Annotated in this window: 25 protein-coding genes and 1 pseudogene; 13 read left to right on the forward strand and 13 right to left on the reverse strand. The window is 64.1% G+C overall.

The features are described from left to right. Positions 1-257 precede the first annotated feature (257 nt). The 6 genes from H7X47_RS06200 (at position 258) to atzF (ending at position 7,742) form a co-directional block, all read left to right on the forward strand. Entirely contained in the window at positions 258-1,187 is a 930-nt protein-coding gene (locus H7X47_RS06200) for a LysR family transcriptional regulator (protein WP_193367776.1), read from the forward strand. Positions 1,188-1,498: 311 nt separating this feature from the next. Next, positions 1,499-2,287, forward strand: a complete 789-nt coding sequence (locus H7X47_RS06205) for an ABC transporter permease (protein ID WP_193367777.1) — start codon at positions 1,499-1,501, stop codon at positions 2,285-2,287. A 55-nt stretch (positions 2,288-2,342) separates the two neighbouring features. Next, positions 2,343-3,332: an ABC transporter substrate-binding protein gene (locus H7X47_RS06210; protein WP_193367778.1), complete on the forward strand. Its 990-nt coding sequence runs from the start codon at positions 2,343-2,345 to the stop codon at positions 3,330-3,332. A gap of 114 nt (positions 3,333-3,446) precedes the next feature. Continuing rightward, complete coding sequence (locus tag H7X47_RS06215; RefSeq protein WP_193367779.1) at positions 3,447-4,223, forward strand: ABC transporter ATP-binding protein; 777 nt, start codon at positions 3,447-3,449, stop codon at positions 4,221-4,223. A gap of 54 nt (positions 4,224-4,277) precedes the next feature. After that, positions 4,278-5,951, forward strand: coding sequence for a carbon-nitrogen hydrolase family protein (locus H7X47_RS06220; RefSeq protein ID WP_193367780.1), 1,674 nt, complete (start codon positions 4,278-4,280; stop codon positions 5,949-5,951). A gap of 42 nt (positions 5,952-5,993) precedes the next feature. Further along, on the forward strand, positions 5,994-7,742 hold the full coding sequence (gene atzF, locus H7X47_RS06225) for an allophanate hydrolase (protein WP_193367781.1): 1,749 nt from the start codon (positions 5,994-5,996) through the stop codon (positions 7,740-7,742). Positions 7,743-8,071: 329 nt separating this feature from the next. Here the strand turns inward: atzF and H7X47_RS06230 are convergent, their stop codons facing one another. From H7X47_RS06230 to H7X47_RS06260, 7 genes are all read right to left on the reverse strand, one after another. Next, positions 8,072-8,467 carry a dihydroxyacetone kinase subunit DhaK gene (locus H7X47_RS06230; RefSeq protein ID WP_193367782.1) on the reverse strand — a complete coding sequence of 132 codons (396 nt, stop codon included), beginning with the start codon at positions 8,465-8,467 and terminating at the stop codon, positions 8,072-8,074. Beyond that, complete coding sequence (locus tag H7X47_RS06235) at positions 8,440-8,577, reverse strand: hypothetical protein (protein WP_193367783.1); 138 nt, start codon at positions 8,575-8,577, stop codon at positions 8,440-8,442. The genes H7X47_RS06230 and H7X47_RS06235 overlap by 28 nt, the downstream gene beginning before the upstream one ends. 132 nt (positions 8,578-8,709) lie before the next feature. Further along, positions 8,710-8,964: a heavy-metal-associated domain-containing protein gene (locus tag H7X47_RS06240; RefSeq protein ID WP_193367784.1), complete on the reverse strand. Its 255-nt coding sequence runs from the start codon at positions 8,962-8,964 to the stop codon at positions 8,710-8,712. Positions 8,965-9,032: 68 nt separating this feature from the next. Continuing rightward, a complete protein-coding gene (gene cueR / locus H7X47_RS06245; RefSeq protein ID WP_193367785.1) occupies positions 9,033-9,479 on the reverse strand; it encodes a Cu(I)-responsive transcriptional regulator in 447 nt (148 codons plus the stop codon). Between the two features lies 1 nt (position 9,480). Then, positions 9,481-10,521 carry a 2Fe-2S iron-sulfur cluster-binding protein gene (locus tag H7X47_RS06250; RefSeq protein WP_227010249.1) on the reverse strand — a complete coding sequence of 347 codons (1,041 nt, stop codon included), beginning with the start codon at positions 10,519-10,521 and terminating at the stop codon, positions 9,481-9,483. Between the two features lie 20 nt (positions 10,522-10,541). Further along, complete coding sequence (locus tag H7X47_RS06255; protein WP_193367786.1) at positions 10,542-13,070, reverse strand: heavy metal translocating P-type ATPase; 2,529 nt, start codon at positions 13,068-13,070, stop codon at positions 10,542-10,544. Positions 13,071-13,151: 81 nt separating this feature from the next. Continuing rightward, complete coding sequence (locus H7X47_RS06260; RefSeq protein ID WP_193367787.1) at positions 13,152-14,036, reverse strand: LysR substrate-binding domain-containing protein; 885 nt, start codon at positions 14,034-14,036, stop codon at positions 13,152-13,154. A 109-nt stretch (positions 14,037-14,145) separates the two neighbouring features. Between H7X47_RS06260 and H7X47_RS06265 the strand changes: the two genes are divergently transcribed. The 7 genes and pseudogenes from H7X47_RS06265 to H7X47_RS06295 all read left to right on the forward strand — a co-directional run bounded on the left by H7X47_RS06265 (position 14,146) and on the right by H7X47_RS06295 (position 20,937). After that, entirely contained in the window at positions 14,146-15,327 is a 1,182-nt protein-coding gene (locus H7X47_RS06265; RefSeq protein WP_193367788.1) for a trans-sulfuration enzyme family protein, read from the forward strand. Positions 15,328-15,403: 76 nt separating this feature from the next. Beyond that, positions 15,404-16,432, forward strand: a complete 1,029-nt coding sequence (locus H7X47_RS06270; protein WP_227010250.1) for an amino acid ABC transporter substrate-binding protein — start codon at positions 15,404-15,406, stop codon at positions 16,430-16,432. Positions 16,433-16,462: 30 nt separating this feature from the next. Next, positions 16,463-17,662 carry an amino acid ABC transporter permease gene (locus tag H7X47_RS06275; RefSeq protein WP_193367789.1) on the forward strand — a complete coding sequence of 400 codons (1,200 nt, stop codon included), beginning with the start codon at positions 16,463-16,465 and terminating at the stop codon, positions 17,660-17,662. A gap of 1 nt (position 17,663) precedes the next feature. Beyond that, complete coding sequence (locus H7X47_RS06280; protein ID WP_193367790.1) at positions 17,664-18,782, forward strand: amino acid ABC transporter permease; 1,119 nt, start codon at positions 17,664-17,666, stop codon at positions 18,780-18,782. Continuing rightward, positions 18,779-19,528 carry an amino acid ABC transporter ATP-binding protein gene (locus H7X47_RS06285; RefSeq protein ID WP_319633546.1) on the forward strand — a complete coding sequence of 250 codons (750 nt, stop codon included), beginning with the start codon at positions 18,779-18,781 and terminating at the stop codon, positions 19,526-19,528. The genes H7X47_RS06280 and H7X47_RS06285 overlap by 4 nt, the downstream gene beginning before the upstream one ends. Before the next feature lie 422 nt (positions 19,529-19,950). Next, positions 19,951-20,292: pseudogene (locus H7X47_RS06290) on the forward strand (integrase core domain-containing protein); the annotation flags it as partial. A 180-nt stretch (positions 20,293-20,472) separates the two neighbouring features. Next, the gene (locus H7X47_RS06295) at positions 20,473-20,937 is read left to right on the forward strand and encodes a VOC family protein (RefSeq protein ID WP_227010251.1); all 465 of its coding nucleotides are present in this window, start codon (positions 20,473-20,475) and stop codon (positions 20,935-20,937) included. A 229-nt stretch (positions 20,938-21,166) separates the two neighbouring features. Here the strand turns inward: H7X47_RS06295 and H7X47_RS06300 are convergent, their stop codons facing one another. The 6 genes from H7X47_RS06300 to H7X47_RS06325 all read right to left on the reverse strand — a co-directional run bounded on the left by H7X47_RS06300 (position 21,167) and on the right by H7X47_RS06325 (position 24,936). After that, positions 21,167-21,823, reverse strand: coding sequence for a glutathione S-transferase family protein (locus H7X47_RS06300; protein ID WP_193367792.1), 657 nt, complete (start codon positions 21,821-21,823; stop codon positions 21,167-21,169). A gap of 27 nt (positions 21,824-21,850) precedes the next feature. Further along, a complete protein-coding gene (locus H7X47_RS06305) occupies positions 21,851-22,342 on the reverse strand; it encodes a VOC family protein (RefSeq protein ID WP_193367793.1) in 492 nt (163 codons plus the stop codon). A 43-nt stretch (positions 22,343-22,385) separates the two neighbouring features. Further along, complete coding sequence (locus tag H7X47_RS06310; protein ID WP_193367794.1) at positions 22,386-22,829, reverse strand: SRPBCC family protein; 444 nt, start codon at positions 22,827-22,829, stop codon at positions 22,386-22,388. 23 nt (positions 22,830-22,852) lie between these two features. Further along, a complete protein-coding gene (locus tag H7X47_RS06315) occupies positions 22,853-23,479 on the reverse strand; it encodes a TetR/AcrR family transcriptional regulator (RefSeq protein ID WP_193367795.1) in 627 nt (208 codons plus the stop codon). Between the two features lie 364 nt (positions 23,480-23,843). After that, positions 23,844-24,032, reverse strand: a complete 189-nt coding sequence (locus H7X47_RS06320) for a hypothetical protein (protein WP_193367796.1) — start codon at positions 24,030-24,032, stop codon at positions 23,844-23,846. 28 nt (positions 24,033-24,060) lie between these two features. Further along, a complete protein-coding gene (locus tag H7X47_RS06325; protein WP_193367797.1) occupies positions 24,061-24,936 on the reverse strand; it encodes an NAD(P)-dependent oxidoreductase in 876 nt (291 codons plus the stop codon). Positions 24,937-25,011: the final 75 nt, after the last annotated feature.

Raw genomic sequence — 25,011 nt, forward strand, 5'->3', positions numbered from 1 at the left:
GCTGTTGCAGTGAACCGCCGCTTTTGATCCGATGCGGTCATTTGAGGGAAGTTATCTGGTTTGGTATCGGGGCTGCATTCCGCCAAGCACCTTTTGGATGTCCGGGCGAATTCGGAACGACATCTGCATTTCGGGAGAGGCCGCTCCGCACCAATGCCAGGTCCTGGCGGACACGATCATATGGCGATAGGTGTTATCGATCGGCGCAATCGATCATACTCCCGTCCGTTGTCTCCATCGTGAGGGCCCGCTTTCTCTTGTCCAATCAACGACCAAGATACAACTGGAACGATATCGTCTATTTCCTGGAAGTGGCGCGGCAGAAGAGCCTCGTCAGGGCGGCCGAGAAACTGCGTGTCGACCACACCACGGTCAGCCGACGTGTGCGGGAGTTGGAGCGCAGCCTCAACACCTCGCTGTTCTCTCGGGGCAAGTCCGGCTTCAACCTCACCGAGACCGGTCTGCGCCTGCTGGAGTTCGCCGAGGGAATGGAAGGGCATGCGAACTCCATCGCCGAGGTCATCGCCGGCGTCGATGGCGGGGAGGCCGGCGGCGCCGTACGGCTCGCCAGTATGGAGGGGATCGGCAGCCTTTATCTCACGCGGTTGTTCGGCGATTTCAATAAGCGTTATCCGGCCGTCCAGATTGAACTGATCACTGACTATCGCATGCTCGATCTGAGCCGCCGCGAAGCGGACGTCTTCATCAGTTTCTTCAAGCCGGTGGGCAAACGCCTGTCTATCAAGAAGCTTGGAGAGTTCAAGGTCTCTCTCTTCGCCTCGCGGCGCTATCTGGCGTCGCACGGCCACCCTTCGACCATCGAGGAACTCGACAACCATACCTTCGTCGATTTCATCGACGAGCTCGTGCATGTCCGCGAGAACCGTTGGCTGTCGGATATCCTGAGGCCGCCCCAGATCGTCTTTCGCAGTACCAGCCTGGTGGCGCAGTACCTCTATGCTTCGAACGACCAGGCGATCGCCATGCTGCCATCCTTCGTCGCGGCGAATAACCGGGACCTGATTCCTGTGATGCCCGACCTCTTCACCGTGCGCGACATTTGGCTTTCCGTCCACGAGGACCTGCTGCACATCACCCGCATCAAGGCGATCCTCTCTTTCCTGGAAAAACAGATCGCCAAAGACCGCGACTTCCTCATGCCGCAACTCGCCCAGACCGGAGAGTGACGCATTTTTTTGCGCTCTGGCGCCCTGCGAAGCCGCTGAAAGATTAGGCACTTTCAAGATGTGCCGAATCTTTGAGCATGCAAAAATGTCAAGTAGGCTAACGAATTGGCAGAATATTCTGCAAATTTGCACATAGCCTTGCAAAACTGGGTCTTCCTATCTGCAGCGATCTTCCGATCATGGTGCCTGTGCATTGCAGCATGCGATCCCGAAAACGGCCTGATAGGGCCGATTTCGAGACTTAGCAGACGCAAAGGATGCACGCCGGGACGGTGGACGCCGGGCCGGGGCGCAAGAACCAGGGAAGCTCCATGTCTGCACGGATACTCAAAGCCCTAAAGAAACCCAAGGCGCGACGCTGTGCGGAACTGACCCTGGGCCCGGTCTTCCTGGTGGCGGTGTGGTGGATCGCCTTTGCCGGGGAACTGGTGAACAAGGACCTGCTGCCCTCGCCCTTTGCGACCATCGCCGATACCGCGGTCGCCATCGCCGCTGGGGACATGATTCACGACTTCCTGCAAACCCTGATCCGGGTTGCATATTCCATCGCCATCGCGACGGTCCTGGGCGTGCCCATCGGCATCGCCCTGGGCGCCAAGGACAGCGTTTACCGCTCCCTGGAGTTCGTCATCGACTTCTTCCGCTCGACGCCGGCGACAGCCATGTTTCCGCTGTTCCTGCTGCTCTTCGGCCTGGGCGACATCGCCAAGATCGCGGTCGCCGCCTTTGCCGCCTGGTTGGTGATCGTCTTCAACGTCGCCTACGGTGTGATGAACGCCCGCCAGACCCGCATCCTGGCCGCGCGCTCCATGGGGGCGTCGAGCCTGCGCATCTTCAAGGACGTCATTTTCTTCGAGACCTTGCCGCAGACCTTTGTCGGTCTGCGGACGGCCGTTTCCATTGCCCTGGTCGTCATCATCGTCGCCGAGATGTTCATCGGCGCCGTCGACGGCATGGGGCACCGGATCATAGACGCCCAGATTTCCTACCAGCTGACGGATATGTATGGGTCGATCCTCGCCGCCGGTGCGATGGGCTACGGCCTCAATCTCGGTCTGCTCATCGTCGAGAAGACGATCGTCCACTGGTCAGGACGCTAGGCGTGGGCCCAACCGGCAGCAACAGACAAACCGACCAAGAACTGGAGGCTTCAACATGAAAAAGATCGTCTTCTCCACCACCCTGGCGGCGGCCTTGCTGTCGGCCGGCGGCGCCCAGGCAGCCTGCGATAAGATGGAAAAGGTCGTGGCCGCATGGCTGCCGATCATGCAGACCACGGCCTACTACGTGGCCCTTGAGGAAGGGCTCTTCGAGAAAAACTGCATCGAGATCGATTCGAACAAGATGCAGTCGCCGAACCACATCATCGATGCCCTGGTCGCGGGGCGCGCCGACTTCGGCCCTCCGGGCGCCGCGGCGGGCATCGCGATGATCGCGGAATCCAAGTTCCCGGGAACCTTTAAGGTGTTCGGCCTGCAGGGCGGCGGCATCCAGGTCGACCTGATCAACGACGGCCTCATCGTCCATCCGGACAGTGACATCAAGAGCTTCGCCGACCTGAAGGGCAAGACGCTGGGCCACGTACCGGGCATTCAGTGGCGCACGATCTCGCGTCACATGGTGCGCGCCGCCGGACTCGACCCCGACAAGGACGTGACCCTGACCGACCTTGCGGTCGCCATGCAGGTCCCTGCGGTGGCCGGCGGTAGCGTCGACGCCACCCTTTCACTGGAGCCCGTCGGCTCCATCGCCGCGGCCTCCGGCAAGGCCAAACGGGCGATGACCAACCCCGTGGCCTCAGTGATCGCCGACCCCTTTTATTCGGGCGCGGCGGTCCTGACCACGAAGTTCATGCAGGAACGCCCCGACGTCGCCCGCAAGGTGGTCGAGGTGATCGACGAGGCGACCGACTTGGTGATGGCCGACTTCGACAAGTACAAGGTGATCATTCCCAAGTACACGGCCATCCAGGAATCGCAGCTCGACCTGCTGGCCAAGCCTTACCTGCGGCCGTTCCACGATCTCAACGAGACCGATCTCAACTCCTACCAGGCCTTCGTCGACGTCTTCGTTAAGGAGGGCGTGCTGAAGGAGCCGATGGACGTACGGGAGAAGATGCTGAAGCTCGCCGACCTCGCAAGTTGAACGGGCAGGAGCTGAAGATCCATGACAAGCAGCGTTGCCCGGGTCTCCGCTGATGGCATCGCGAGGGTGGGGGAGGATCTCCCCCACCCCGAGCGCCGGGAGACGGAACCGCCCATGCCCAAGACGTCCGCCCGCCAGCGCATGATCTCCATCCAGGGATTGAAGAAGTCATTCGGTGACACCGTCATCTACGACAACTTCGACATCGAGCTGCCGCAAGAAGAACTGATCTCCATCTTCGGCCCCAACGGCTGCGGCAAGAGTACCCTGATCAACATGATCTCCGGCCTCATGCCGATGGACGCAGGCGAGGTGCTCTACGATGGTCAAACCATCAAGGAGACGAAGATCTCCTACGTATTCCAGAACTACCGCGAGGCGCTGTTCCCCTGGCTGCGGGCCATCGACAACATCCACTACCCGCTGAAAGTTATGGGGTTGCCGCGCCGGACGCGCGAGGAGCGTGTGGAGCAGCTGCTTGCCGATTTCGAGATCAAGATCGACCTCAACGCCTATCCTTACACCCTGTCCGGCGGGCAGCAGCAGACCGTCTCTATCCTGCGCGCCCTGGTGACCGAGCCGGAAGTGCTGTTCCTGGACGAACCGTTTTCTGCGCTCGACTACGAGATGACGCTCTTCATGCGCGAGCAGATCCAGAAGATCTACCTCAAGACCGGGACCACCACCCTGCTGGTCTCGCACGACTTGGAGGAAGCCGTGCAGCTGGCGGACAAGGTCTTGCTGCTGACACGGCGGCCGACCCGGGTCGCGGAGATCGTCGACGTTGGCCTGCCGTGGCCCCGGACGACCCAGGTGACCACGGACAGTCGCTTCGTCGATATCAAGCGGCACTGCCTAGAGGTTTTCTGGCGCGAAGTGAAAGCCAGTTGACCGGCGCGCCAGAGCCCTCCCCCAGTTCATCGCCTAGTGAGAAAAGAGAACATCATGACTACTCGCCGTTTCCGCGCCGCCGCCGTGCAGACGCTGGCTGCCCTTGGGGATTACGACCACAACATCGCCCTGGCGACGAAATTCGTCGAGGACGCCGTCCGGCAAGGTGTCGAGCTGGTTGTCTTCCCGGAGTGCATGGACACCGGTTACCTCTTCGATTCTCCGGCGCACTGCCGCGAGCTGGCAGAGACCGTGCCCGACGGTCCGTTTGTCTCGGCGCTGGCCACGCTGAGCCGGGAGCATGGCATCTATATCGCCAGCGGCATCACCGAGTGGGACGCGGGCAAGGAAAAGGTCTTTAACAGCGGCATCATGTTTGGGCGCAAGGGTGAAGTGGTTTGCCACTACCACAAGCAGTTTCTCGCGACCCACGATCAGAACTGGTTCAGCTTTGGCGAACGGGGCTGCCCGGTGGTCGAAACCGACCTCGGCAAGATCGGCCTGCTGATCTGCTTCGACGGCCGCATTCCCGAGATCTTTCGCTCCATGGCAATACAGGGAGCGGAGGTCATCGTGGACATGGCGAACTTCTTTGCCATGGACCAGGCTGACATGTGGGGGCCGGCGCGCGCGTATGAAAACGGCCTTTGGCTGGTCGCGGCCACCAAGGCCGGCTATGAGCGTTCAATCTACTATCCTGGCGGCAGCATGATTGTCGATCCGAAGGGGAGAGTGCTCTCTAAGGTACCCTACGACACTCATGGCATGGCGGTGGCGGACATCGATCCGGAGGCCGCCGGCGACAAGTCCATCTATACCGCGAACGACAAGATTGCCGACCGCCGGCCGGAAACCTACGGCATCATGACCGTGAGCTATGCCGACACGCCGGTCTCCACGGTCGCGGAAACGCCGATCGTGCCCGCCCGCTCGACCAGCAAGGTGGCCGCGGTGCAGATCCATGTGGATGACGAACACGGTGCCAGCGACGTTCTCAACATGGTTGAGCATGCGGCGAAACTGGGCATCAAGGTCATTTCTCTGCCCGAATACGCTTTCGCCAGGACTTGGCTGCCGAACGCGGACGAAGCCGCCGCGCTGGCCGGGGAAACCAAGGGCCTTGTCGCCCAAATCGGCGATATCGCCAGCCTTTACGGTTGCCTCATCGCCCTGCCGACGGTGGAGCGGGCCGCCATGGGACTCTACGTCACCACCTATCTGATCGGTCCCGAAGGTCAGGAGATCGGCAAGTACCGGAAGACCCATCTGACCGCCGAGGAGCGCGCCTGGGCGGTGCCGGGCGACGACTATCCCGTCTTCGAGACGCCGTTCGGCCGTATCGGAGTCATGTCTGGATATGACGCGGTCTTTCCGGAATCCTCCCGCTGCCTCGGGATTGCTGCGGCGGATATCATTCTCTGGCCCGCTTCCCTGCGCGAGCCCTTCGAGCGCGAGCTGATCGCTGTACCACGCGCCGAGGACAACCGGGTTGCCGTGGTACTGGCCAACCGCCTCGACTGCCCCTATCCCGGCGGCAGCCTAGTCATACCGCCCACCGGTTTCCCCCTGTGGGACATCAACGAAGTCGCGCCGCGGGTCCTCAAGGCCGGCGCGGTGATGCCGAAGCACATCGACCTCGCGGTCTGCCGCCAGAAGCAGATGATCCCCAAGGTCGACATGTTCGCCAATCGCCTGGTCGAGACCTACGCGCCCATCGTCGCCGCCTAGGCGGCAGGGGCCGCAAAGGGGTCTCGGGAGGGAATTCCAGGAATGCAGAACGATTTCACAATCGCAGCCCTGCACACGGCCTATGGAGCCGGTACAGGCGCCGGCGAGGTTGTCGAGGAGATCGAGCGACGCATCGCGGCGGTCGACGATCCCGGAATCTTCATTTCTCGGCCCACGGCGGAGCAGATGAAGGCCGAGATCTCCGGGCTCGGTCCCTTCGATCCCGTTGCCAAGCCTCTGTGGGGCATTCCCTTTGCGGTCAAAGACAATATCGACGTTGCCGGCATGGAGACGACCGCCGCCTGTCCGGACTTCGCCTATCGCGCAAAGGAAGACGCGACGGTGGTACGCCGGCTTCGGAACGCCGGGGCCTTCATCATCGGAAAGACCAACCTGGATCAGTTCGCGACCGGTTTGGTCGGCCTGCGCACGCCCTATCCCGCCCCGCGCAATGCGCTGGACGACGCTCTGATCCCGGGTGGATCGAGTGCCGGCTCCGCCGTCGCCGTGGCGCGTGCCCTGTGCAGTTTCTCACTCGGTACGGATACCGCAGGCTCGGGCCGTATTCCCGCCGGACTCAACGGGCTGGTTGGCCTCAAGCCGAGCTTCGGTGCGATTTCGACCCAGGGGGTGGTGCCGGCCTGCCGCACCCTGGACTGCGTCTCCATTTTCGCCCGCTCGCCCGCGGACGCCTCCGCCGCATTTGCTGAAGCACGCGGCTATGATCCCGCCGATCCCTATTCGCGGGTTGTGCCGGCCGGTGATGCCGGAGCGCCTGCGCAGGTGCAGCGTATTGGCGTGCCGCGGTACGAAGACCGCGTATTTTTCGGCGACGAGGCCGCGGCGGCGGGCTACCAGGCTGCAGTCGAGAGGCTCGCTGAAATGGGGTTGGAGATCACCCAACTGCCTTTCGACGCCTTCTACCGCGTGGCCCGGCTTCTCTACGAGGGCGCCTGGGTTGCCGAACGCTATGCTGCGATCGAGGCATTCATCACGTCCCGCCCCGAGGCCCTGCATCCCGTGACCCGCGCGATCATCGAAGGCGCGTCCGCCTTCTCTGCAGCCGATGCATTCAAGGCCGGTTACCAGCTCGCCGCTCTGCGCCGTGAAACGCGGAACCTCATGCAGGGAATCGATGCACTCTGCGTGCCGACCGCGCCGACGTGGTACACGGTTGAGGAAGTTCTTGCGGAACCGCTCGCCACCAACAGCAACCTCGGCACCTATACCAATTTCGTAAACCTGCTGGGCCTTTGCGGGATGACTGTCCCCGTCGGCCGGCGTGAGGACGGGCGGCCGGAGTCCGTCACCTTCCTCGGCCGCGATGGGGCCGACGCACAGGTGGCACAGCTGGCCGGGTCATTCCTAGCGGGACCGGTTCCGACGTCGAACGACACCGCAAAGCGCATAGGGATACTGGTTGTTGGCGCTCACATGTCCGGCCTGTCACTGAACGGCCAGCTGACGGCCCTCGACGGGCAGTTCGAGCAGGCGACGAAGACTGCAGCGGACTATTGCCTCTACGCTTTGCCCGACAGTGAGCCGGCCAAGCCGGGCCTGCTGCGCGTGCAGCCGGGCAGGGGGACTGAAATAGAGGCGGAGCTTTGGTCATTGACGGAAGAGGCCTTCGGCGCGTTCGTTGCCGCCTTGCCGCCGCCCATGTGCATAGGGAACGTCAAGCTCGTCGACGGCAGGCTGGTGAAGGGGTTCCTGGTAGAGAGCGTGGCCGTCGATATGGCCCATGACATCTCGCAATTCGGCGGCTGGCGCGGCTTCGTGGCCGCGCAATAGCGGTCGCTGAGACCAGTAAGCGTGTCCGCTCCAGGTCGGCAAGCCGTCATGTTCACGGCAGCGCGTCGAACACCGGCTGAGAGGCGCTAAGCGGTCCTGACTCAGCCGCCTGCTGAAAGGCCGCTTCTGGCACGCCCCCGACATTGGGAGGCAGGTGGAGCATGTCCACTCCGCCTCTGAAAGGTGACATTGGGGGCCGGGCCGCAGAAAATGTCAGCTGAGGGGCTGTTAACGGACCAAGTAGATTGGCACGGGGAAGGCGGCTCGTGACCCCAAGCGGACTTCCGGACTTTCTGATAGCGTGGCCGTGTAATAGCGCTATTTCCTGATCACATTCGCCAGTGTAGCGCAGCGCTGTGTACCGGGGCCTCCCAGTAGGAGGCTACCTCGCTGTCGAACTTGACCAAGGGCAGCAAGCAACTGGCCATCTCCAACGAGGTGCAGTAATTGTCGACCAGGGAGCGGGTAACCGTCAGCCTGCGGCGGTCGGCCTCACGCACGGCGGCATCGACCGCTTGGCCCTGGTCGGCCAGGGCGGCCGGCTCCGCCAGGCGTCCCATTATCTCGGCGCTGTAGGCGCCGGTCAGCTGGGCGCCGTCGCCGACCGAGTAGACGCGTTGGACGGTAATGCGATCCTGGGAGTCGCAATCCGGCGGCAACTGGTTGAGGCGGAGATTATAGGAAAAAGGAACGCTGGCTAGGTCAGCCAGCTGGGCTTTGCGCACAGGTGATTGCCAAAGCCGATGGCATCGCAGGCGACCTCCTGCTCGCTGCCGGCGACATCGCAAAAGTGCAGCGCCTTGCCGTCCGATCTCTCAAAGGCCAGTTGCGTCATGCTGTTCAGAGCTTTGTTTCGTTTCACCCCTTGAAACGAAGGGTCTGCTTTGCCGGTAGAGAGCGGAGAGTGGCGGAAAGGAGGCGGCGGCCAGCCGGGAGCACCGGCAGGCCGCCAAGTCGGCAGGGAGAGTCAGTGCGCCAGAAGTTCCGGCGTATAGCCGGCCTCGCGAATGGCCTGGGCGGCCTTGGCCTGATCGCCGGCGACTGTGACCTGCGCCTTGGCGATATCGATCTCGATGGCGGTGCCCGGCAGGCTTTCCTCCAGAGCCGAGCGGATGACGCCGGCGCAGTGGCCGCAGGTCATGTCGGCGACGTGAAAGGAAATGCCCTTGCTGGCCGCCGTGGCTGTGGTCTCTGCCTCGTGATGCTGATGGCTGTCACACATGGTGGGATCCTTCTGACTGTCCGAATGAGCGAAGCTTGCAGCTTCCCATAATGGTAAGGTCAAGCGAGCTAGTGATGCCTGGTCCCGATTTTCTTCCAGCCGGCCCGCGGTGGCGCGGGAAGTGCGGTAGGCGCCGCCAAGTCGTTCAGGATCGGGCAGTCGGGGCGGCCGTCGCCGGAGCAGCAATGGGCGAGGTGCTTCAGGGTCGAAACCATATCCTGCAGTTCGCAGATCCGCTCCTCAAGCTCGGAAATGTGCGAGAGCGCGAGCTCCTTCACGTCCGCGCTGGCCCGCGACCTGTCCTGCCAGAGGCCGAGCAGCATGCCGGTTTTCTCGATCGAGAAGCCGAGGGTTCTTGCCCGCTTGATGAAGCGCAGCACGTGGACGTCCTCGGTGCTGTAGACCCGATAGTTGCTCTCGGTGCGCCGGGGCGGACTGATCAGCCCGATCGACTCGTAATGCCGGATCATCTTGGCCGAGACGCCCGATGCGGCGGCGGCATCTCCGATGTTCATGTCAACCTCCCGAGGCAGCCTCGGCGCTCGCCCGGCTGCCGTCTTCCGGTGTGAAGAAAACGTCGGCGTGCAGGTCGGTTTCCCGCAGATTGCGTTCGCGACAGACCTGCCCGACTGCCTCCACCATGGCCGGCGGACCCGCGACATAGGCCTTCCAGCCGGCCATGGCGTCGATATCGGCGGCGATCGCCTCGTGCACGAAGCCTTTGCGGAAGGCGGTTTCGCCCTTCGCAGCGGAGAGGACGACCTGGCGCGAGAACCGGGGGTGCGCCGCCATGAGCGCGTCCAGCTGCTGCTGACCGTAGACGTCGTGGCGGTCGCGGGCGCCGAAATAGACGTGGATCGGCTGGCGCATGTCGGCCGCAACGGCCCGGGACACAATCGAAAGCACGGGGGCCAGCCCCGACCCGCCGGCTACCGCCAGGATCGGCCTGGTGTGGCCTTCGCGCAGGTAGGCCTCTCCGAAGGGGCCCTCGACCTGCACCGCGACGCCCGGCTTGGCCGCCTGCGCGACCGCGGCGCTGACGCGCCCGCCGGCCACCTCGCGGATGTGAAAGACCAGTTCGTCGTCGCGCCCGCTGGGCGCCATGGAGTAGTCGCGTGCCGGCAGGCCCGGAAAGGTCAGCCTGGCGTATTGGCCGGGCGCATAGGCGAAGGGCGCCTCGAGACCTAGCCGCAGTTCCACGATGTCGTGAGTCAGGCGCCGCGTTCCGGCCACGCTGCCCGTCGTCTTGACCAGAGGGTGGGAGACGGTCTCCTGGGCCAGCCACTTGACCTCGATGTCGCTCAGCGGCTTGGCCCGGCAGGCGAGGATCAGGCCCTGCTCTCGCTCGTCTTCGCTCAGGGCGAAGCGCGTGTGCGGCAGCAGCTCGACCTCGCCCGACAAGAGGCGTGTCTTGCAGGCCCCACAGCGCCCGGAACGGCAGCCGTGAGGATAGGCGATGCCGGCGTCCAGAGCGGTCTCCAGCAGGGTCTTGTCCGCCGGCAGTGTGAGTGCGCGCTCCGCGGAAATAATCCTGGCCTTGAAGGTGTCGTTGTCCAAGGGCGGGATCTCCTTGCGATTCAGGCTGCGGCCGTGGCCGTGGCCGCGACGCTTGCCGCTGTCCCGGCCGTTTCGCCCTGCGGCGGCACGAAGCGGCGCAGGCGCAGCGCATTGGTGAGGACGAAGATGCTGGACAGCGCCATTGCGGCAGCCCCCAGCATGGGCGAAAGCAGCGGGCCGGCGGCGGGATAGAGAACGCCGGCGGCGACCGGGATCAGCAGGACGTTGTAACCGAAGGCCCAGAAAAGGTTCTGCTTGATGTTGCGCATCGTCGCCCGGCTGAGGGCGATGGCGTTCACCGCGCCCAGCAGATCGCCGCCGACCAGCACCACGTCGGCGCTTTCGATGGCGACGTCCGTGCCCGTGCCGATGGCGATGCCGATGTCCGCCTCGGCCAGGGCCGGCGCATCGTTGATGCCATCGCCGACGAAGGCGAGCAGATTGCCGCCCTCGCGCAGGTCGTGCAGCGCCGCCACCTTTCCTTCCGGCAGGACTTCCGCGATCACCTGGTCGATGCCCAGCTCCCGGCCGATCGCCTTCGCAGTGCGGCGGTTGTCGCCGGTGATCATGGCGACCTGGAGGCCCAGGGCGTGCAGCTGCTCGACGGCCTGGCGGCTGGTCGGCTTCACCGGGTCGGCCACGGCGATGGCGGCGGCAATCTTGCCGTCCACGGCGGCGAAGAGCGGCGATTTGCCCTCGTCGGAGAGGCGCTCGATCTCGCCGCCGAAGCCGCGGAGTCTGTAGCCCAGTTTCGTCATGAAGCGGTCGGCGCCGATCTCGACCCGGCGTCCGTCGACCACCGCCGTGACACCGTAGCCGGGCACCGCCTCGAAGGCGCTGGGGTTTGCCAGGGTCAGGCCGCGCTGGGCGGCGGCGCTCACAATGGCCTCACCGATAGGGTGTTCGGACTGGGCCTCCACGGCGGCGACCAGCGCCAGGATCTCGGATTCATCGTGTTCCGGCATGGTCAGCAGATCGGTCAGCTCCGGACGGCCCTTGGTCAGGGTGCCGGTCTTGTCGAGGGCTACCACCGCCGCCGAGCGCAGCTGCTGCAGGGCGTCGCCCTTACGGAACAGCACGCCGGTCTCGGCGCCGCGGCCGGTGCCGACCATGATGGAGGTCGGCGTGGCTAGGCCCATGGCGCAGGGGCAGGCGATGATCAGCACAGCCACGGCATTGATCATGGCGTAGGTATAAGCCGGCTCTGGGCCGACGAGGGCCCAGGCCAGAAAGGTGACGGCGGCGATCGCCATGACGGCCGGCACGAACAAGGCGGTTACCTGGTCGACCAGCAGCTGGATAGGCAACTTCGATCCCTGGGCCTCTTCCACCATGCGGATGATCTGGGCCAGCATGGTATCGGCGCCGACTTTGGTGGCGCGGAAGCGGAAGCTCCCGGTCTTGTTGATGGTACCGCCGATCACGGTGTCGGCCTCGCTCTTGGCGACGGGCAGAGGCTCACCGGAGATCATCGACTCGTCGATGTAGGAGGACCCCTCGATCACCTCGCCGTCGACGGGAATCTTCTCGCCCGGGCGGATGACGACAATGTCGCCGGCGGCGACCGCGGCCAGCGGCACTTCGACGACCGCGCCGTCCTTGACCACCCGAGCGGACTTTGCCTGCAGGCCGACGAGGCGCTTGATGGCCTGGCTGGTGCGCCCTTTGGCGCGGGCTTCCAGCAGTCGCCCGACCAGGATCAGGGTGACGATGACGGCTGCGGCCTCGTAATAGATGTTGTGCGCCGCCGCCGGCAGCAGTTGCGGGGCGAAGGTAACCAGCACCGAGTAGCCGTAGGCGGCAGAGGTGCCGAGCGCTACCAGCGAGTTCATGTCCGGCGCGCCGCGCAGCAAGGCGGGAACGCCCTTCACCAGGAATCGCCGGCCCGGGCCGAACATCACGGCGCTGGCCAGCGCGAAGTAGAGCAGGTGGAGCGAAGGGGTCGATATGGCGAACCTCAGCCAGCCTTGGAAGGGAGGATAGAGGTGGCCGCCCATCTCCAGGACGAAGAGGGGAAGGGTCAGCAGTGCGGCCACCATGACGTCGCGCCGCAGCTTTTGCACCTCGGCAGTCTTGCTTTCTTGACGGGATTCCAGGGCCTGGTCGTCCTCCGCGCTCTGCGCTGCATAGCCTGCTGCCGTGATCGCCTTCAGGACCTCGCCCAGCTGCGCGTTGTCGCCCAGCAGTTCCACGCTCGCCCGTTCGGTCGCCAGGTTGACCGTTGCCCCGACGACGCCGGGCACCTTATGGATCGCGTTTTCCACCCGCTTGACGCAGGAGGCACAGCTCATGCCGTCGATGGCGATCTCGGTTCTGCGTGTCGCCGCGCCGTAGCCGCCCTTCCTGATGGCCTCGATCAGGGCCTCAAGGGAAAAATCCTTGGCCATCTCTACTGTCAGGGTCTCGTTGGCGAGGTTGACGCTGCTCGCGGCGACCCCGGGGGCGCGGCCGGCGATCGTCTCCACGCGTTTGACGCAGGAAGCACAACTCATGCCCTCGACGGTGAGGGTTAAACTGTTGGGGGCGGGTTGCACGGTCTGGCTGGGCATCGGGAATCCTCCATTCCCTCTATCCCTAAACTTTCCCATTATGGGAAGGTCAATGCCTATTCTCGTGGGCTGCCGGAACGGCTAGGACAGTGCCAATTGACGCTGGGCTTCGGCGAGGAAGGCACCCGCGACCTGAGAGAGGGTGCCGCTTGGCGGGGTGATCATCAGCGTGCGGAAATGCACCTCTGGCTTGAAGGGAACGACGGTAAGTCCCGCCCGATCCAATCCCTCGAGCGCCAGGGGATTGACCAGGCTGACACCGACACCGTTGCGCACGAGATTGCAGATGGTCACCGAGTATTGCGTTTCCACCACGATGCGCCGCCGGACGCCAGCCTGTTCGAACAGGCGGTCGATGCGGGCCCGGGCGGCATCCTCGCTGGCCAGGGAAACGAAGCGGCTGTCCGCAAGATCCTGCGGCGCCAGTGTTTCCCGCTCTGCCAGCGGATGGCCGTTCGGCACCAGACATACCGCCTGCGGGGCAGCGAAGACCTGCGCTTCGACACCTGCAAGGTCGATTTCATCCGCGGCAAATCCGAGGTCGAACTGACCGGTCGCCACGAGATCCTTGACCGCTTCCGAACTGCGAATGTGCAACAACACCGAGATGCCTGGAAAGTCACGGCAGAAGGAGGCGACGACGCGCGGCAGGAAGGCGTGGCCGAGGGCCGGGAGGCTCGCCACACGCAGGCTGCCAGCGGCGAAGCTGCGGATGTTTTCAGCGGCGAAGGACAACCGCTCCAACCCGATGAAGGCACGCTGCACCTCCTCGTAGAAGGCGAGGCCTTCGGCTGTCGGCCGGATGCGGCCCTTGCCGCGGTCGAAGAGCTTCAGCTTCGTCGAGCGCTCGAGGTCGGCCAGCAGACGGCTGACCGCCGGCTGGGAGATTCGCAGGATTTCCGCGGCGCGGGTCGTGGTCCCGCAGGCGATAACGGTCCGAAAGGCCTCGACCTGGCGGAAATTCATGGGATGTTCCGATACTTATAATATATCTGCATAACTATCGGGAAAGTTAGCATTTGAAGTCAAGTTGTCTTCTCGCTGCAATAGGGCGGTTTCTCATTAGAGGTCGACGATGCACGACGAGACACGCCTGCTTCATTGCGATAGCGATGACGAGCCGTTCCGGGCCCTGACGACGCCGGTTCACCGGGCCTCGACGCTGGTCTTTCCGACGGTCGAAGAATTCCTCGCGCGCCATAGCCGTTTTTACGACGGCTACTCCTACGGCCTCTATGGCCACCCCGCGTCGCGCTCGCTCGCCAAGCAGATCGCCACGCTGGAAGGGGGGAGCCGTGCGCTTATCGTGCCTTCCGGCATGGCGGCGATTTCCGTCGTCAACCTCGCGCTCCTGCGCCCCGGCGACCACGTTCTGATACCGGACGCCGTCTATGCGCCGGCCCGCGCGGCGGCAGAGGGGTTCCTGTCGGCCATGGGGGTCACGTCGACCTTCTACAATTCGCTGGCCGGTGTCGGGATTGCCGAGTTGTTCCGGTCGACAACCCGCCTCGTCTGGGTTGAGTCCCCAGCGTCCTTCACTATGGAAGTGCAGGACGTGCCGGCGATCACGGCCGCCGCCCACGACCATGGCGCGCTGGTCGCTGCCGACTGCACTTGGGCTTCGCCACTCGGCTTTAAGGCGCTGCGCCATGGCGCCGACGTTGCTGTTCAGGCCCTGTCAAAGCACATCGCCGGCCACTCAGACCTCATCCTGGGCAGCGTGACGGTCGACGACGAAACTCTGTTCCGCCGGATCAAAGACGCAAGCCGCTACCTCGGGCTCGGGGTGTCTCCCGACGACTGCTTCCTGGCGCAGCGTGGGCTGGGCACGCTCTCCACCCGGCTTGGCCGGCAGACGGAGAGCGCCGTCAAGGTTGCCGGCATCCTGGCCGAGCACCCCTGCGTCAAGCAGGTTCTCTATCCGCCACTGCCGGGCGATCCTGGCCACGTCCTTTGGTGCCGCGACTTCACCGGGGCGAGCGGTGTTTTCTCGGTCGTGCTTGAGCCGAGCGGCGACACGGCCCTTGCCCCCTTCCTGGAGCAGATGCGCCTGTTCCGCCTCGGCGCGAGCTGGGGTGGCCTGCATAGCCTCGTCGCACCAGCGCGGCTCGACGGCGCGCGCAGTGCGGTGCCGTGGCAAGGCGCGGGACCGGTGCTGAGATTCAGCATCGGCCTTGAACATCCCGACGACCTTATCGACGACCTTCTGGCAGGGCTGGAGCGCTACCGCCCGCCGAACAGGGCCGCCTCCATCTGACCGGGTGGCGTGCGGGGGCCGGTCGTCGGGCCGGCAACACAAACTACAAACAGGGAAGCAAGAAAGGGGTAAGATCATGACTATGAAGCAAGCAGTCTGCGCACTCTTCGGCATAGGCCTGCTGGCCGGCCCGGCGGTGGCGAGCGAAGGCGAGACCATCAGCGCCATCAAGCAGCGCGGCGAACTCGTCTGCGGTACCAGTACCGGGACGGCGATCGGACTCAGCACCCTCGACGACACTGGAAAATGGAGCGGGCTCGAGGTCGACTACTGCCGCGCCGTTGCGGCGTCTCTGCTCGGCGATGCCGCCAAGGTCCGCTTCGTCCCCCTTGAATTCAAGAATGCCTTTGCAGCGCTGCAGTCCGGCAGCGTCGACCTGCTGGCGCGCGCCGCGACCTGGACCTATACGCGCGACACCGAGCTGAAATTCGACTGGGTCGGAGTCTACATGTACGACGGCCAGGGCTTCCTGGTGAAGAAGGACCTCGGCGTGGCGAAGCTGGGGGAGCTGAGCGGCGCCTCCATCTGCGTCTCGGCCGGCACGACGACCGAGCTCAACCTGGCTGACTATTTCCGGACCCACAGCCTGGACTACACGCCGATCGTGGCGAACAACCGCGAGCAGAACCTCGCCAATCTGGAGGCCGGGCGCTGCGACGCCTATACCAACGAACGGGGTGGCCTCGCCGCCAGCCGTCTGGGGCTGACCCAGCCTGACGACTACGTCATCCTGCCCGAAGTCATCTCCAAAGAGCCACTGGGGCCGATTGTGCGCCAGAACGATCCGCAATTCCGCGACGTCGCCGCCTGGACGCTGCATGCCCTCGTCGCTGCCGAGGAGTTCGGCATTACGCAGGAGAACGTCACCGCCTTGGCAGAGTCCTCGCAAAACCCGGAGATCCAGCGGTTGCTCGGCAAGACCGGCGACTTCGGCGCCAAGCTCGGGCTCTCCAACGACTGGGCTGTGTCGGTGATCTCCGCCGTCGGCAACTATGGCGAGATCTTCGAACGTCACCTCGGTGCGGGCAGCCCGGTGAAACTCGATCGCGGGCTGAACACCCTGTGGACCGAGGGCGGCCTGCTCTACGCGCCTCCGATCCGCTGAGGAAGGACAACGCCCGCTGGCCAGGATACGATGCTGACAACTGCTGCAAGCCTGAAGGATGAGAGCAGGCGCACCGACGGGGCGGGCGCGGTCGCCCGGCGACAGGCCCGTCGCCGGCGCGCCGCGCTCCTCCAACAACTGCTCCTGCTTGGCGCCCTCGCCGCCGTCGGCGCAGTCATCGTCCGCAATACCGTTGTCAATCTGCAGGCGCGTGGCTTGGCCTCGGGGTTCGACTTTCTCTGGCAGGAGGCCGGATTCAACGTCGGCTTTACCCTCATCGCGGCCGACGCGACCTCCACCTATGGGCGGATCTTCCTGGTCGGCCTGCTGAACTCCCTGCTTGTCGCCGCCGTGGCGATGGTAGCGGCGACGATGCTGGGGTTTCTCATCGGGCTGGCGCGCGTGTCGCAGAACATCCCGGCACGGCTCCTTTCGAAAGGCTATGTCGAACTGGTCCGCAACCTGCCGCTGCTGCTCCACCTGCTACTGTGGCAGGGCGTCATCCTGCGGTCCCTGCCAACCGTGAAGCAGGCGCACGAACTGGGCGGGGTGGCCTTTCTCAGCAATCGCGGCCTCTATCTCGCGGCGCCGGTGGGTTGGTCAACGGCGTCGCTCGTGTTTCTTGGAGGGGCCGGCGCAACGCTTTGTATCGGCCTCCTGTTGGCGCGCAGGGCCCACCGCCGGCAGGAGTTGCTGCCGCCGGCCCATGCCGTGGGCATGATCCTTCTCGCCGCCGCCTTCATCGTAATCACAGTGGCGTCGGTGGACTGGGATGTCCCCGTGCTCGGCAGCTTCGACTACCGGGGCGGTGTGAAGATCATGCCGGAACTCGCTGCGCTGGTTGCCGCGCTGACCCTCTACAACGCCGCCTTCGTCGCCGAGATCGTGCGCGCCGGCATCCAGTCGGTTAGCCCGGGGCAGCGCCAGGCCGCCACAGCGCTCGGTCTGTCGGCACGCCTGACAATGCGCCTCATCATCGTGCCACAGGCTGTCCGTGTGATGGTGCCGCCGATGGCCAATCAGTACGCGCACCTCATCAAGGCCTCGGCGCTGGCGACGGTCGTGGGCTTTCCTGACCTGGTAAACGTCTTCATGGGCACGGCCCTGAACCAGACGGGCCGGGCTGTCGAGATCGTTGTGATGACGGCGGCCGTCTATCTCACCCTGACCGCCTCCGTGGGTCTTGTCACCGGCTGGTACGACCGGCGTATGAAGCTGGTGGAGCGCTGAAATGTCGGCGGGAACCCTCTCCGGCCCCTCCATCCCCCGGCGTCTTGCCCGCCAGACGGGATCGTTGTTGGCGGTCACGATCCGGCACCCCTTCAGCCTCCTGGTATCGCTGGTCCTGCTCTATGCCGCCTGGATCGTCGGCGAGGGCGTGGTCTCTTGGGGTATCGTCCACGCCACATTCCTAGCCGAAGACCGCAGCAGCTGTGACCCCGCGGGAGCCTGCTGGGCCTTCATCGTAAACCGCCTGCCGCAGTTCGCTTTCGGTTTCTATCCGGAGCAGGAGCGCTGGCGCGCCTTGCTCGTTGTGCTGGCGCCGCCGTCACTGATGCTGCTGGCAGTGGTTCCCGAGTTCCGGGGGCGCCGGGTCATCATGGTGACGGGATTTGGTCTCTATCCTTTTCTTGCCTTCATGCTGCTCGCCGGCGGATTGCCCGGACTGCCCGAAGTCTCGACCGAAAAGTGGGGCGGCCTCACGCTCACCATGATCGTTGGCATGAGCGCCTTTGTCCTGTCGTTTCCGCTCGCCATTGTGCTTGCTCTCGCACGCACCTCCGGCCTACCGGCGCTGCGGCTGGTTGCTGCAGGCTTTATCGAGTTCTGGCGCGGCCTGCCGCTGGTGGCGATCCTCTTCATGTCGGTCATCATGCTACCGCTGTTCCTGCCTCCCGATGTCGAGGCGCCGCGGCTGTCCCTGGCGCTCGCCGGCATCACCTTCTACTCGGCGTCCTACCTCGCCGAGGTGGTGCGCGGCGGCCTCCAGGGCATCGGTCGTGGACAGTACGAGGCGGCTGGCGCGCTTGGCTTTGGTTTCTGGAACATGCAGGGCTACGTGGTCATGCCCCAGGCCTTGCGCTCGGTGGTGCCGGCCATCGTCAACACTGCCATCGCGCTGTTCAAGGATACGACCTACGTGATGGTCGTCGGCCTCTTCGACCTGCTGAACATCGTCGTGGCCGGGCTGTCGGATGCCCATTGGGTCGGCCTGGCAGCCGAGGGGTATATCTTCGTCGGGGTCATCTACTGGACCATCTGCTTCGGCATGTCGCGCATGAGCGCCCGCTTCGAGCAGCGCGACAAGCCGAACCGGCCGGCCGAGAACACACTAGGAATGTCGCGATGAGCGAGGCCCTGATCTCCGTCCGGTCCCTCTGCAAATGGTATGGAGCCTGGTGCGCGCTCGACCACGTCTCCCTCGAGGTCAGGGCCGGCAGCTGCACGGTGCTCTGCGGCCCCTCCGGGTCCGGCAAGTCGACGCTGCTGCGCTGTTTGAACGGCCTTGAAGAATGGGAGGCGGGCGACGTTATTATCGGTGGCTGTCCGGTCGCCCGCAGAGCGCGGGACCTCCGCCGCCTGCGCCGGGAGGTTGGCATGGTGTTCCAGAGCTTTAACCTCTTTCCACATCTGGACGCGCTGGCCAACGTGACCATTGCGCCAAGAGTCGTGGGCCGGCAGCGCCGGGCTGACGCGGAACGGGCGGGTATGGCGCTCCTGGCGCGTGTGGGGCTTGCGGATCAGGCCCGCAAGCTGCCGGCCGATCTCTCGGGCGGTCAGCAGCAGCGCGTGGCCATTGCCCGGGCGCTCGCCATGGCGCCCCGCGCCTTGCTGTTCGATGAGCCGACCTCCGCTCTCGACCCGGAGTCGATCAAGGAGGTGCTCGACATCATGGTCGAGCTTGCCGAAAGCGGCACAACGATGGTCGTGGTAACGCACGAGATGGGCTTTGCCCGACACGTCGCACACAACGTCATTTTCATGGATCGCGGACGCATCGTTGAAGCCGCTGACCCTGCCAGCTTCTTCAAGGCGCCAGCCAGCGAGCGCGCCCGGGCATTTCTCGGGGAGATCGGGGCAACGCCCGTTGCCTGATGCCCTCGAACAACGTGCGACTTCAATCTTTATCAAGTGAACTCATCGAGCTGGATTGCTTCCCCGTCTTTCGCGATAGACCACCCTCAGTTGCAGCGTCAGGCCAGCGGCTGCAGGAATGGCAGAGACCTTCGAGCGCGGCGACGATACGGCGGTTGCGGCTGAGGATTCGGATCGGGCCCTGAGTGAGATGTTTTTTTGAAGATGGCGGCCTGAACGCCAAGCTGTTCGGCTTTCGGCAAGACCCGCAAGCTGCGTCCTAGGTCAACGTCGCCTCCTGGCAGATTTTGTTGATTTAGTCGGGCTTGAACGGAGGTGAGAGGCGTGATTCCGTCTTCCTAAGGTTTTGCGGGGAGGACAGGGCAATGATGGGGACACAGGCGGCGCCGGACCGGCTGTTCTATGATTTCTGCCTCGATGATCACGTGCCCGGCGATCTTGCAGACTGGCTCAAGGACCGGGGCCTCGATCACGTCCGTGGCGCAGCGAACCACCCCCAGACCCAGGGTAAGATCGAACGCTGGCACCAGCCCTTGAAGAACCGCGTCCTGCTGGAGAACTACTACCTGCCGGGTGATCTCGAGCCCGCTATCGCCGACTTCGTCGAGCGCTACAACCACCGCCGCTATCACGAAAGCCTCGGCAACCTGACGCCCGCTGACGTCTACTTCGGACGCGACCGGGCCATCATCGACAGAAGGAGAAAGATCAAAAATCTGACTATCCGAAAACGCCGCTTGGCCCATCAGCGCCAAGCCGCTTAACATCAACCAGGATGAGCCGGGGCCTCCACTAAGTAGTCACCGCACCTGTCCCATTCATTCTGATGACGGACACTTCTAGTATAGATGAGGATACGTTGGGTCGCATCATGAGTGGGGACTTTTTCTGCAGACTGAGCGCGGTTCCACGTATTCCCTGCCGTGATTGGAGGTGTATGGCGTATGGCGGAAAAATCACAAAAATCGGCGCTGCTTCGAATGGACAACGTCGGCATCGTGGTGGAATCCCTTGATGAGGCCATCTCCTTTTTCTCTGAGCTTGGCCTCGTGCTCGAAGGGCGGGCCACGGTCGAGGGAGAATGGGCCGGGCGCGTCACCGGTCTCGGTGATCAGCGCGTCGAAATCGCTATGATGGTTACGCCCGATGGCCACAGCCGTCTTGAGCTTTCGCGATTCCTCGCTCCGTCGGTAGTTGCCGATCACCGGAACGCCCCGGTGAACGCGCTTGGCTATCTGCGCACCATGTTCACCGTCGGGAACATCGACGAGACGCTCGAGAGACTGCGCAAGCGCGGCGCTAAACTCGTTGGTGATGTAGTAATATACAAGGACATGTATCGGCTCTGCTACATCCGAGGTCCCGAAGGAATTCTTATCGGACTGGCCGAAGAGCTTGGCAACAAGTAGGTATCAATGCTGAGAGGTCGGTTCCTGGCACTCGGCGGCTGTTCTTCAGGGGCGATGGACTGGTCCGCTCCTCCCCTGCAAGCCGGCATAGACGGGCCGGGCACCCCAAATAACAGCTTGGTGGCGCTGACCAGACCTGAGGAGGCGGCCTCCGGAAAGGCGGCTATTGACCTGGTGCGGCACTATGGGCTTATTGTTCTTGTGACCGCATTCAGCTCAGAGCGGATCTTTACGTGCCATCCGATGGCCTGTCGGCGAAAACCGCCAGCTGCGCGTCGAAAGCGCGCCTGAAAGCGGGCCGTGCTTCGCCGCGGGCGACATAGGCCGCGAGGTTTGGAAATTCCTTCAGCAGGCCCGATCCCTGCAACCGGCGCAGCACCGTCACCATCAGCAGATCGCCGGCGCTGAACGCGCCGTCCAGCCAGTCGGCATCACCCAGGCGGCGGGAAAGTGCATCCAGGCGTTTGCGGATGCTGTCCTCGAGGACAGCCAGGTGCTGTTGATACCAGGGCTTGTCGCGCTCCAGGATGTCGGCGAGATCGCGCTCGAAGATCGGCGGCTCCACGGTGTTCAGCGCGGCGAACATCCAGGTGACCGCCCGCGCCCGCGCATTCGCCTCGTCCGGGAGCAGGCCCGCGTGCCGCTCGGCAATATGGAACACGATCGCTCCCGACTCGAAGAGGGCGAGATCTCCTTCTTCATAGGTCGGAATCTGCCCGAAGGGATTCAGTGCCCGATGCGCGGGCCCCTTCATCGCCGCGAACGAAACCAGGCGGACGTCGTAGGCCGCGCCCGCTTCTTCCAGCGCCCAGCGAACCGGCATGTCGCGCGCCAGTCCCCTGCCGCCATCGGGCGAGCGTGCAAAGGCGGTGATAGTGATGGTCATTGGAAGGCGCCGGGTTGGCTGCGGATATCAGGCGCCCGCTCGGGCAGAGGCAGCCGCTTCGAGTGCCGCGATATCGATTTTCTGCATCTTCATCATCGCCTCGAAGGTACGCTTCGCCACGGCGCGGTCGGCAAGCGTCGTCAGCTCAAGCAGGCGCCTCGGTGTAATCTGCCAGGAGAAGCCCCAGCGGTCTTTGCACCAGCCGCACTCGCTCTCGGTGCCGCCATTTGCAGTGATCGCATTCCAGTAGCGGTCGGTCTCTTCCTGGCTTTCGGTCAACACCATGAAGCTGACTGCTTCATTCGGCGTGAAAACCGGGCCGCCGTTAAGCCCGATGAACCGCCGCCCCAGCACCGTGAACTCGACGGTCAGTTCGCTGCCCTCGCGGCCGCCGGGAAAATCACCCGGGGCTGCGTTCACCCGGTCGACATGGCTGTCGGGAAAGGTGGCGGCATAGAATTCGGCCGCCTTGCTGGCTTCACCGTGATCGAACCACACGCAGGTAACGAGGTCAGTCATGTTCATTCTCCTTGCGTCTTGCTCTTTGCGCCATCGGAGGGCCCTATTGGTGGATCTCCGGCTCCACCAGTTTTGTCAGCTTGTCGAGGGAGTCGCGCCATCCGAGATAGCAGGCCTCCGGCGGGATCACGTCGGGCACACCTTCCTGCTCGATGTTGAGTTCTGTGCCCACCGAAACGGCCTTCAGGGTGACGGTGACCTGCATCTCGCCCGGCAGTTTCGGATCATCGAAGCTGTCCGTGTAGACCAGGCGCTCGCCCGGCACGAGCTCGACATAGGTGCCACCAAATGAGTGGCCCTCGCCCGTCGTGAAATTCCGGAAGGACATTCTATGGCGCCCGCCGACCTTCGCCTCCAGTTCATGGACCGTGCAGACGTAGCCATAAGGCGGCAGCCAACTCGCCACGGCATCGCTCTCTACGAAGGCGCGGTAGACCTTCTCGGGCTTTGCGGCGAGGACGCGGTGGAGGCGGATCGTACTGGGCATGTCATTCTCCTCTTGGTGTGATTTCAGTTCTTGCGTTCTACCTTTCGCGGGCTGAACAGCAGTTCCAGGTACCGGGTCAGGTGATCGATGCTGTCGGCGGCGACCGCCGCGCCGCCCTTTGCCTTGGCGAGAATGAAGGCGCCCTGCAGGATGGCCTGGGTGTGCAGCGCCAGCGACCGGGCGGTCCAGTCGGGCGACATGCCCCGCTCCTGCAGCGCCGCTTCGATATCGGCTTCCAGCGTCTCGGCATGGCGACTGATGCTGCGGTCGCAAGCGTCGCGGATGGCCGGACTGGTCTCGTAGGTTTCCTGCACCATGGTGCCGACGAGGCAAGTGAACTCGGGCACGCCGCCGCGCAGCAGCGCCTTGCGGAAGGCGAGGTAAGCCAGCACCCGGTCCAGCGGATCCGCATGGTCGTGATAGGGCGCCTCGGCGAACAGCGCCTCGGTCTTTTCCGACCAGTGGTCCGCCGCGGCGATGCCCAGGTCGTCCTTGCTCCTGAAGTGATGGAAGAACGCGCCCTTGGTGACCCCGGCGGTCGCGCAGAGCTCGTCAACCGTAGTGGCGGAGTAGCCCTTGGTGCGGATCACCGACAGCGCGGCATCGAGCAGCTTTGATCTGGCGTTCGGTTTTGCGGCCTGGCTGGACATCTCGCCCTCCTTTGGAAGCCGAAACATACCAACCAGTCGGTATGTTGTCAAATGACCATAATCTGCCAGTTTCAGTGACAAGACGTCCACTCGGTCCGCGGCGCGGACATCTGCTCACGGCCACGAAGTGACCGGTGTTGGCACGAAGCCGAACTCCTCTCGACGTTAGGGCTGTGTCTGCTATGAAATCGTAGCGGACAGGTTAGGGCCATGTGACAGAAGTTGACCGCGTTCGCGCCAGGGCCAGCGCAGTGCAGCCCCGATCTTCTCTGCAATAGCGCCTGGAAGCTGTTTGGGCGCTCGAATCCGCAATGTCGTGCAGCACTTCCAGGCGGCCGGAGGCCTCGCGGGGCGCTGTGTGAACTTACTTGTCGAGCAGGCGCTTGATGCGGTCGAAACCCGGCTGCCCCAGCGCTTCCAGGTCCTCTTCCGTGAGGGGGCCGGAGAGGTCGAGTTGACCGCGGGCAAAGCGCTCCTTCTTCAGTGTCAGGAAGGCTTCCGTAACCTCGTCGACGACCAGTTCGGCGGCGTTCTCCGCGCCCCGCTCGACCATGGCGGCCTCTTGCGGCGGCCCTCTGTCGTCAGGATGAGCGGCTCCCACGAAGCACCTTTATGACCGCGGCCGTCTCCTCCGACCCGTATCCGGCGACCTGAGCGCGTTTCGCCAAAGCGAACAGCAGGTCGGGCAACTCGCTGTTGATGCCGGCATCCTGCGCCTGCTGGCGAATTCGGGCCAAGGCGCTGGTGGCAACATCGAGCGTCGCCCCGCCTTTGCTGACCTCGGCGAAGGTTCCGTCATTGATGGCTTGCGTCAGTGGAACGGCCCTGTCGTTGGCCGGCAGCAGCGCCGTGAAGGCCGACACGGGCACACCTTCCGACTCGCAGAGGAGGGCGCCATGAATGGAACCGAATACGACGCCCATCAGGCGCGACAGCCACGCCAGATCGAGCGCCGAGGGCGCCCCGATGTTCGGGCCGAGATAGCGCAGGTCGCCGGCAAGGTGCTGAAGGTCGGTTCGGCAATCTTCGAACGCCGCTTCCTGCCCGCCGACCAGGATGAGTCCGTCAGCCGTTCCGATGTTGCGGGGCCAGCAGAGGATGGCGCCGTCCAGATAGGAAGCACCGAAGCCATTGAACCATGTCTCGCTCTGCTTGGCTTCCTTGGGCGTCCCGGTGCTCAACTGGACGACGCTGCGGCCATTGAGCAAGGTCGTAGTAGCCGGCTGCCCGAACAGTTCTTCCGTCGTCTGATAGTCCGAAATGCAGACGATGACGCGGGGACTGGCGGCGAGGGCCTCGCCGAAGTCCGAGGGGCCGTTCGCGCCCAGCGCCACGAGGGGGGCCATTTTTTCCGGAGAGCGATTCCATACCGTCACCTTCCGCCCCGCGTCTATGAGCGTCCGTGCCAGGGCCGTACCCATCGCTCCCAGACCTGCAACCGTAACGTCGCTCATCATCGTCTCTCCCCTCTCAGCCATTCTTCCAATTCCATTAGGCGCCCGGGTCGGGAGATTGTCACCGACATATGGCCG

The organism is Pelagibius marinus, from assembly GCF_014925385.1.
GTDB lineage: Bacteria > Pseudomonadota > Alphaproteobacteria > Kiloniellales > Kiloniellaceae > Pelagibius > Pelagibius marinus.

Coding starts and splice junctions, on each gene's coding strand:
- H7X47_RS06270 (WP_227010250.1), top strand. CDS start 15,404: ATGACTATGAAGCAAGCAGTCTGCGCACTCTTCGGCATAGGCCTGCTG.
- H7X47_RS06300 (WP_193367792.1), bottom strand. CDS start 21,823: ATGACCATCACTATCACCGCCTTTGCACGCTCGCCCGATGGCGGCAGG.
- H7X47_RS06315 (WP_193367795.1), bottom strand. CDS start 23,479: ATGTCCAGCCAGGCCGCAAAACCGAACGCCAGATCAAAGCTGCTCGAT.
- H7X47_RS06285 (WP_319633546.1), top strand. CDS start 18,779: ATGAGCGAGGCCCTGATCTCCGTCCGGTCCCTCTGCAAATGGTATGGA.
- H7X47_RS06280 (WP_193367790.1), top strand. CDS start 17,664: ATGTCGGCGGGAACCCTCTCCGGCCCCTCCATCCCCCGGCGTCTTGCC.
- H7X47_RS06255 (WP_193367786.1), bottom strand. CDS start 13,070: ATGCCCAGCCAGACCGTGCAACCCGCCCCCAACAGTTTAACCCTCACC.
- H7X47_RS06325 (WP_193367797.1), bottom strand. CDS start 24,936: ATGATGAGCGACGTTACGGTTGCAGGTCTGGGAGCGATGGGTACGGCC.
- H7X47_RS06215 (WP_193367779.1), top strand. CDS start 3,447: ATGCCCAAGACGTCCGCCCGCCAGCGCATGATCTCCATCCAGGGATTG.
- H7X47_RS06220 (WP_193367780.1), top strand. CDS start 4,278: ATGACTACTCGCCGTTTCCGCGCCGCCGCCGTGCAGACGCTGGCTGCC.
- H7X47_RS06320 (WP_193367796.1), bottom strand. CDS start 24,032: ATGGTCGAGCGGGGCGCGGAGAACGCCGCCGAACTGGTCGTCGACGAG.
- H7X47_RS06210 (WP_193367778.1), top strand. CDS start 2,343: ATGAAAAAGATCGTCTTCTCCACCACCCTGGCGGCGGCCTTGCTGTCG.
- H7X47_RS06265 (WP_193367788.1), top strand. CDS start 14,146: ATGCACGACGAGACACGCCTGCTTCATTGCGATAGCGATGACGAGCCG.
- H7X47_RS06240 (WP_193367784.1), bottom strand. CDS start 8,964: ATGTGTGACAGCCATCAGCATCACGAGGCAGAGACCACAGCCACGGCG.
- atzF (WP_193367781.1), top strand. CDS start 5,994: ATGCAGAACGATTTCACAATCGCAGCCCTGCACACGGCCTATGGAGCC.
- cueR (WP_193367785.1), bottom strand. CDS start 9,479: ATGAACATCGGAGATGCCGCCGCCGCATCGGGCGTCTCGGCCAAGATG.
- H7X47_RS06260 (WP_193367787.1), bottom strand. CDS start 14,036: ATGAATTTCCGCCAGGTCGAGGCCTTTCGGACCGTTATCGCCTGCGGG.
- H7X47_RS06310 (WP_193367794.1), bottom strand. CDS start 22,829: ATGCCCAGTACGATCCGCCTCCACCGCGTCCTCGCCGCAAAGCCCGAG.
- H7X47_RS06295 (WP_227010251.1), top strand. CDS start 20,473: ATGGCGGAAAAATCACAAAAATCGGCGCTGCTTCGAATGGACAACGTC.
- H7X47_RS06205 (WP_193367777.1), top strand. CDS start 1,499: ATGTCTGCACGGATACTCAAAGCCCTAAAGAAACCCAAGGCGCGACGC.
- H7X47_RS06235 (WP_193367783.1), bottom strand. CDS start 8,577: ATGACGCAACTGGCCTTTGAGAGATCGGACGGCAAGGCGCTGCACTTT.
- H7X47_RS06305 (WP_193367793.1), bottom strand. CDS start 22,342: ATGACTGACCTCGTTACCTGCGTGTGGTTCGATCACGGTGAAGCCAGC.
- H7X47_RS06275 (WP_193367789.1), top strand. CDS start 16,463: ATGCTGACAACTGCTGCAAGCCTGAAGGATGAGAGCAGGCGCACCGAC.